The organism is uncultured Wocania sp. (assembly GCF_964021735.1).
GTDB lineage: Bacteria > Bacteroidota > Bacteroidia > Flavobacteriales > Flavobacteriaceae > Wocania_A.
This window is the reverse complement of the sequence record NZ_CAXIBN010000155.1, coordinates 1-7,432: the sequence shown is the minus strand read 5'-3', so window position 1 is coordinate 7,432 and position 7,432 is coordinate 1. Positions and strand designations below refer to the sequence as shown.

The 7,432-nt window shown below is 32.6% G+C and carries 7 protein-coding genes; 1 reads left to right on the top strand and 6 read right to left on the bottom strand.

What is annotated here, in order from left to right:
* Positions 1-62 precede the first annotated feature (62 nt).
* From AADI82_RS12205 to gcvP, 4 genes are all read right to left on the bottom strand, one after another.
* Positions 63-923 carry a glycosyltransferase family 2 protein gene (locus AADI82_RS12205; protein WP_341216710.1) on the bottom strand — a complete coding sequence of 287 codons (861 nt, stop codon included), beginning with the start codon at positions 921-923 and terminating at the stop codon, positions 63-65.
* Between the two features lie 93 nt (positions 924-1,016).
* Entirely contained in the window at positions 1,017-1,541 is a 525-nt protein-coding gene (locus AADI82_RS12200; protein ID WP_341216709.1) for a methyltransferase, read from the bottom strand.
* A 2-nt stretch (positions 1,542-1,543) separates the two neighbouring features.
* Positions 1,544-2,602, bottom strand: a complete 1,059-nt coding sequence (locus AADI82_RS12195; protein WP_341216708.1) for a ketoacyl-ACP synthase III — start codon at positions 2,600-2,602, stop codon at positions 1,544-1,546.
* Positions 2,603-2,698: 96 nt separating this feature from the next.
* Entirely contained in the window at positions 2,699-5,548 is a 2,850-nt protein-coding gene (gene gcvP / locus AADI82_RS12190) for an aminomethyl-transferring glycine dehydrogenase (protein WP_341216707.1), read from the bottom strand.
* Positions 5,549-5,669: 121 nt separating this feature from the next.
* On the opposite strand from gcvP, the gene AADI82_RS12185 reads away from it, so the two are divergent.
* A complete protein-coding gene (locus AADI82_RS12185; RefSeq protein WP_341216706.1) occupies positions 5,670-6,503 on the top strand; it encodes a hypothetical protein in 834 nt (277 codons plus the stop codon).
* On the opposite strand, the gene AADI82_RS12180 is transcribed toward AADI82_RS12185, so the two are convergent.
* Positions 6,500-6,763 (bottom strand): hypothetical protein, encoded by a 264-nt coding sequence (locus tag AADI82_RS12180; protein ID WP_341216705.1) that lies wholly within the window; start codon positions 6,761-6,763, stop codon positions 6,500-6,502. The genes AADI82_RS12185 and AADI82_RS12180 overlap by 4 nt on opposite strands.
* A 1-nt stretch (position 6,764) precedes the next feature.
* Positions 6,765-7,319 carry a sigma-70 family RNA polymerase sigma factor gene (locus AADI82_RS12175; protein ID WP_341216704.1) on the bottom strand — a complete coding sequence of 185 codons (555 nt, stop codon included), beginning with the start codon at positions 7,317-7,319 and terminating at the stop codon, positions 6,765-6,767.
* Between the last annotated feature and the right edge of the window lie 113 nt (positions 7,320-7,432).

Sequence of the window (7,432 nt, the reverse complement as noted above, 5' to 3'; positions counted from 1 at the left end):
AGTTGTTAGTTGTTAGTTGTTAGTTGTTAGTGTCATACTGAGCGCAGTCGAAGTATCTCATTTTACAGATGTTTATTTTTCAACTTATTCATAATGACTTTCCATCGTAAACCTCTAATAAATGCACCTTCTTTTTCAGAAACCAGATAGTCTAGTTTCTCTTTTTTAGCTTTAAAATATCCAGCTAAATAATCTTTAAACAAGCCAAAGCTTTTCTTTTTATAAGCGAGTTTTAATGCCGAAATAAAAGTGATAATAAAACCATAACGCATTTTATACATGGCTTCTCCTTGTAAATATTTTGAGGCTTTATTATAACTAATACCTGTAGGTTTTAAGTGTTTTACTTTAAGGGTTTCATCGGTAAAAATAGTCCAACCGTAAAATTGGGCTAGTAACTCATCAACCGTATCCCAGCCCATTGATAGTTTCAGCTTTCCAATTTGTTTAAAACAGTCTTTTCTATAAGCTTTTAGAGCGCCACGAATATGGTCTTTATTGGTTAAATTTTCCAATACCCATTCGTTGTTTTTTTCTATATAACAAAACCCAGAAACCATACCTAGTTTTTCGTTGTTTTTAAAATGAAGAGTGAGTTGTTCTAAATAATTTGTTGGAAAAATTAAATCTGCATCAAATTTACAGATTACATCATAATCATCATCTAATGTTTCAAAACCTTTATAAAAAGCATTTATAATTTTAGAACCTGGTAAATGTTGATTTGAAGATTTTGAATTTACTAATGAAATCCAAGTGTGTTTTTCAGCAATTGCTTCAACAATATCTTGAGTTTTATCAGTGGAATTATCATTAACTACAACTACGCTTTTTGGTAAAAGTGTTTGATTTATCAACGAATCTAAAGTGAGTCTTATTGAAGCTTCTTCGTTGTGCGCAGGAATGATAATGTAGAAATTCAAAGTTTAAAGTTTAATATTCAAAGTTAAGATAATTCAAATTTTGAAAAATAGATAAGAGATTGCCACGTCCTTCGTCCTCGCAATGAACGTTCATTATTTTATACGTTCAGCATAAACAATATAATATCTTGGTGTAAACCAACGCAAAATAGGTCTGATGCCAATTTTTTTAGTTGGGTTTGTCCATTTTTGGCTATCAATAATTTTCCAACCTGCCTTTTCTAATAGCCAATCGAATTGCCAATCTTCAAATTCGTGATAATGTCTGTCTAACATATCTGTTTTACTTCGGTAAGCAGAAGAAAACCATAATTTAAGCGGAACGCTAGCGACTAACTTATCGGCTTTAATAGATTTTAAAACGGTAAAAGGAGATAATAAATGTTCGAATATTTCGAAAGCTGTAATAACTTCAGCTTCAGCATTTGTAATAGTTGAGGTGTCAACGTCTAAATCCTCACCTTTAGTATTTTCAACTTTATAACCATGCTCTTGCATGATTTTGGTAAACGGGTTTACAACGCCTAAATCTAGAATAGTCTCGGAAGTAGAAACGTGTTTGCTTAAAAATTGAATGGTGTGCTTAAAGCGTTTATTAGGATAGCTTTTTTCGTACATTATTAATGTTTGTATACAACAGCATTAATATTCATGCCAGCACCAACGCTAGCAAACATAATAATATCACCCTTGTTTATGTGCTGATTATCCAATTCGCCTTTTAAAATCATATCATATAAAGTAGGAATAGTTGCCACACTAGAATTGCCTAGTTTACCAATAGTCATTGGCATAATGTTTTCTGGCATTTCCATATTGTAAAGTTTATAAAAACGTTTAACAATGGCCTCGTCCATTTTTTCGTTGGCTTGATGGATGAGGATCTTTTTTAGGTTTTTAATATCTATACCGCTTTTATCTAAGCAAGATTTCATGGCTTTTGGGACATTGCTAATGGCAAATTCATAAATCTTTCTACCATACATTTTTATGTATCGGCGTTTATCGTTTATGTCTGGATTATTTGTTTCTCCAAAAAAGATAAAATGTGCTTCATCTAAAGCAAAAGTAGCTGTTTCGTGAGCTATTATACCACCTTCATCATTTGTAGATTCGACAACAACAGCTCCAGCACCATCACTATATATCATAGAATCTCTATCATGTGGGTCTATAACACGAGATAAGGTTTCGGCACCAATAACTAAACACTTTTTTGCAATTCCAGATTTAATAAAAGCATTAGCTTGAATAACACCTTCTATCCAACCTGGGCATCCAAAAAGCACATCGTAACCAACACATTTTGAGTTTTTAATTTTTAAAAGATGTTTAACTCTTGATGCAATGCTTGGTACGGTATCACTTTGTTCTGCATCATGTTTTACATCGCCATAATTATGAGCAACAATAATATAATCTAAATCTTCACGATTAATATTTGCGTTTTCAATAGCTTTTTCGGCTGCGAAAAAAGCAATATCTGAAGTGTTTACAGTTTTTTTAGCATAGCGACGTTCATCAATTCCAGTAATAGCTTTAAATTTTTCTACAATAACTTCATTTGAAGCATTTATAGTTGAACCATCACTATTTAAAAATTGATGCTGATAAAAATCTTCATTTTTTTCAACATTATTAGGAATATAACTTCCAGTTCCTGTGATTTTTATAGTCATAAAATAAAAAATTGCCTTAAACTAAAAACCAAGATACTAGTTTATAATTAAAGGCTTCTTTGGTTTTGTTATAATTTACGATGTTCAAAAACGTAATTAAGCTTCGGCATAAGCCTCAATAGGCGTACAAGAGCAAATTAAATTTCTATCGCCATAAGCATCGTCAACACGTCTTACACTAGGCCAAAACTTATTGTCTTTTACATAATCCAAAGGAAAAGCTGCTTCTTGTCTTGTATATGGAAAGTGCCAGTCATCATTTGTAACCATGTTTAATGTATGCGGTGCATTTTTAAGGACGTTATTAGTATCATCTTTTGAAGATTGATCGATTTCTTTTTTAATTGAAATCATGGCATCACAAAAACGATCCATTTCAGCTTTACTTTCGCTTTCAGTAGGTTCTATCATTAACGTTCCAGCTACAGGAAATGATACTGTTGGTGCATGGAAACCATAATCCATTAATCGTTTTGCAATGTCAGTAACTTCTATGCCGTTTTCTTTAAAAGCTCTACAGTCTACTATCATTTCATGTGCTGCACGACCGCGTTCTCCAGAATACAATGTGTCAAAACTACCTTGTAAACGTTGCTTTATGTAATTAGCATTTAAAATAGCTATTTTAGTAGATTGTGTTAAACCTTCTGCTCCGAGCATTTTAATGTAGCCATAAGAAATTAAGCAGGCTAAAGCAGATCCAAAAGGCGCAGCAGAAATTGCTGTAATGGCTTTGTCTCCTCCAGTTTTTACAACAGGGTTTCCTGGTAAAAAAGGAACGAGTTGTTTTGCAACACAAATTGGGCCTACACCTGGTCCGCCACCACCATGAGGAATTGCAAAGGTTTTATGTAAGTTTAAGTGACAAACGTCTGCTCCGATATTACCAGGGTTTGTTAACCCAACTTGAGCATTCATGTTGGCACCATCCATATAAACTTGACCACCATTATCGTGAATAATCTGTGTAATTTCTTTAATAGCCGATTCGTAAACTCCATGTGTAGATGGGTAGGTTACCATTAAACAAGATAAATTATCTTTATGTAATTCGGCTTTTTCGCGTAAATCGTCTACATCAATATTACCTTCTACTGTAGATTTAGTAACCACTACCTTCATGCCTGCCATAACTGCACTTGCTGGATTTGTGCCATGAGCAGAAGACGGAATCAAACAGATGTTTCTATGATGATCTCCACGAGATTCGTGATACGCTTTAATTACCATGAGTCCTGCAAATTCACCTTGGGCACCAGAATTTGGTTGCAAAGAGGTAGCTGCAAAACCAGTAATTTCGGTTAATTGATCTTCTAATTCTTTTAAAATTGTTAAGTAGCCTTTAGCTTGTTTAAGCGGTGCAAACGGATGAATGTTTCCCCATTTAAACCAACTTAATGGCAGCATTTCTGCTGCTGCATTTAATTTCATGGTACAAGAGCCTAAAGAAATCATGGAATGATTTAATGATAAATCTTTACGTTCTAACGATTTTATGTAACGCATCAATTCAGTTTCTGAATGATAGGTATTAAAAACAGCATCAGTTAAAAATGTGGATGTTCTTTGAGTAGATTTTTCGATGTTATTAGCTTCTTCAATAGATGTAATTTTGATAGTTTCTTTTTCGGAAGCTTCAGCAAAAACGGAAATTAAATAATTAATATCCCTAGTGGTGGTTGTTTCATTAATTGAAATAGTAACCGTTTCTTTGTCTGGATAATATAAATTTACTTTTTTCTCTGTAGCAATTTTTTTTATTTTTTTAGCTTTTGTTTTAATTTGAAGCGTATCAAAATAAGAAGTGTTTATTTGATTGTATCCTAATTTTGATAAGGCATTAGCTAAAGTTGCCGCTTTATTATGGATATTATTGGCAATAAATTTTAAACCTTTTGGACCATGATATACAGCATACATACCAGCCATAACTGCTAAAAGCACTTGTGCTGTACAAATGTTTGATGTTGCTTTATCTCGTTTTATATGTTGCTCACGAGTTTGCAATGCCATACGTAGAGCTCTGTTGCCGTTAGCATCTTTTGTTACACCAATAATACGACCAGGAATATCACGTTTATAGGCTTCTTTAGTTGCAAAAAAGGCTGCGTGTGGCCCACCGTAACCCATAGGAATCCCGAAGCGTTGTGTTGTACCAACTACTACATCGGCACCAAATTTACCTGGTGCTTCAAGCTTTACTAAACTTAAAATATCGGCTGCAACGGCTACTTTAATTTCAGCATTATTCGCTTTACTAATAAAAGATTTTATATCTGTAATTTGTCCATCTTTACCTGGGTATTGTAAAATAGCTCCGAAAAATTCATTGGAGAAATTAAAAGCATGCTCATCTCCAATTACTAATTCAATACCAATAGGATTTGCTCTTGTTTGCAAAAGCGATAAGGTTTGTGGTAAAATGTTTTTAGAAACAAAAAACTTATTTACGCCTGCTTTTTTCTGACTGCGTTCGCGAACTGCAAACAATAAACTCATAGCTTCTGCAGCAGCAGTACTTTCGTCAAGTAAAGAGGCGTTTGCAATTTCCATTCCTGTTAAATCGATAACCATGGTTTGGAAATTTAAAAGAGCTTCTAATCTACCTTGTGCAATTTCAGCTTGATATGGCGTATATGCTGTATACCAACCTGGGTTTTCAAGAATATTTCGTTGAATAACGGCTGGCATAACGTTAGGATGATACCCTAATCCTATATAGGTTTTACGGGCTTTATTTAGTTTAGATAAATCATGAATATGAAGTAAATACTCATGTTCAGTCATGGGTTTATCTAAATTCAATCCGTTTTTTAAACGAATATCATCTGGCACAGTTTCGTAAATTAATTGGTCTAAAGAGTCAACACCTATAGTTTTTAACATAAGATTTTGGTCGTCTTCTCTCGGACCAATATGACGTAATGCAAAAGCTTTTGTATTCATTACAAGTTCGATATTTTATATAATTCGCAAAAATACGTAATATAATTCGCGAATAAATACTTAAAGTAGAAAGTTTTTAACCATTTGAAAACGTTATTAACAGTTTACTTATTTTTGTAAAATGAGGTTGATAAAGCAGCTTTTTAGTTTTTATATTAATAGCAGTATTCATGTGGCACTATCGGTGTTTTCATTAACATGGATTACATTAATTGAGTACCATCTTTTGTATGATGAGAATGTGTTGTATTTTGTGTTTTATGCTACCATTACGGGTTATAATTTTGTTAAGTATTTTGGAGTTGCAAAATTTCATCATAGAAGTTTAGCGACTTGGCTAAAAGCCATTCAAATATTTTCGTTTTTCTGCTTTGTTTTAATGTCTTACTATGCATTTCAATTAGAAAAAAACACGCTAATTGGTATCACCATTTTTGGAGTAGTTACTTTTTTATATGCGATTCCTTTTTTACCTAAACATTTGTTTTTAGATAAGCAGCACAACTTAAGAAGCATAGGTGGCTTGAAAATTTATTTAATAGCATTAGTTTGGAGTGGTGTTACTGTTATTTTGCCTTTAATGAATCAGGGATATAGTATCTCAAATGATGTAATAATTACAGCAGTTCAGCGTTATCTATTTATAATAATTTTAATGTTTCCTTTTGAAATTAGAGATTTACGATATGATAGTTTGAAGCTCTCAACAATTCCTCAAAAAATAGGAGTGAAGCAAACTAAAACTATTGGAGTTTTAATGCTCATACTATTCTTCTTTTTAGAACTTTTTAAAGATGAAATTACTTTTTTAAGTATGTTTATTCTTTTGGCAATAACTATTGTTACAGGATTATTTTTAATGTTTTCAAAAGTGGAACAAACATCTTATTACAGTGCTTTTTGGGTTGAAGGGATTCCTATTATATGGCTAATATTATTGCTTTTAAGCACTTAATTTGATTCCTCAATTATTGCTTTATCTAAATCCTTTTTCATAGATTCTTTACATTTTTTATCCAAGCATTCAACTTTAGATTCTTTTACTTTTTTTGTAAGTTTGGTGTTATTTTTTGTATATTCTCTACAAGCTCTGCAATAAATCAAATGTATGTTTAGTTTTATCTTTTCCCAAAGTGTAGCTTCTTTGTACTGTGTTTTATCACAAACATGATTTGCTTCATCGCATGGAATCACAATCTTCATTTTAGTACTCATATTAAAACCAATTTTCTTTTAAACAATCTGCCATGGCTGTACGCGCTCTATGAATGATTACCCAAAGGTTAGACGCTGTAATGTTAAATTCATTACAAATTACTTCAGTTTCAAAACCTTGAATGGTTTTCATTTTAAAAATTTCAGCTTGTTTTTCTGGTAATTTGCCTAGGCAGTTATGTATAGCGTTGCCTAATTCTGCATTTTGCAAGGTGTCTTCAGCTGTTTTATCGTAAGGGTCAGCAACACGTTCTTCCAGCCAGTCCCCCTCAGTTTCAGAGTCGTCGTTATACATTATACGTACTTCGGCTTTTCCTTTTTTAGAATTTATTTTACGATAATGATCAATAATTTTTCGTTTTAAAATAGAAATTAGCCACGTGCGTTCGCTAGCTTCACCTTTAAAATTTTTCATCGATTTTAAACCCGCCAAAAAAGTATCCTGCACTAAGTCTTGCGCAATTTCTCTGTCGCTAACTCTAGTAATGGTGTAGTTAAATAAGTAGTCTGCATATAAATCAATCCACTTATTAGGATTTATTTGATGGTTGGGCATTATTGATGCAATTGTTTTTTTGAATACCAAAAATAAGGTAAATTATTTAATATCCAATAATCCCGCACGTTTCAACAACGCTTCTGGTTTTGGTTCCTTTCCGCGAAAGCGTT

Coding starts and splice junctions, on each gene's coding strand:
- gcvP (WP_341216707.1), bottom strand. CDS start 5,548: ATGAATACAAAAGCTTTTGCATTACGTCATATTGGTCCGAGAGAAGAC.
- AADI82_RS12195 (WP_341216708.1), bottom strand. CDS start 2,602: ATGACTATAAAAATCACAGGAACTGGAAGTTATATTCCTAATAATGTT.
- AADI82_RS12175 (WP_341216704.1), bottom strand. CDS start 7,319: ATGCCCAACCATCAAATAAATCCTAATAAGTGGATTGATTTATATGCA.
- AADI82_RS12180 (WP_341216705.1), bottom strand. CDS start 6,763: ATGAGTACTAAAATGAAGATTGTGATTCCATGCGATGAAGCAAATCAT.
- AADI82_RS12200 (WP_341216709.1), bottom strand. CDS start 1,541: ATGTACGAAAAAAGCTATCCTAATAAACGCTTTAAGCACACCATTCAA.
- AADI82_RS12185 (WP_341216706.1), top strand. CDS start 5,670: ATGAGGTTGATAAAGCAGCTTTTTAGTTTTTATATTAATAGCAGTATT.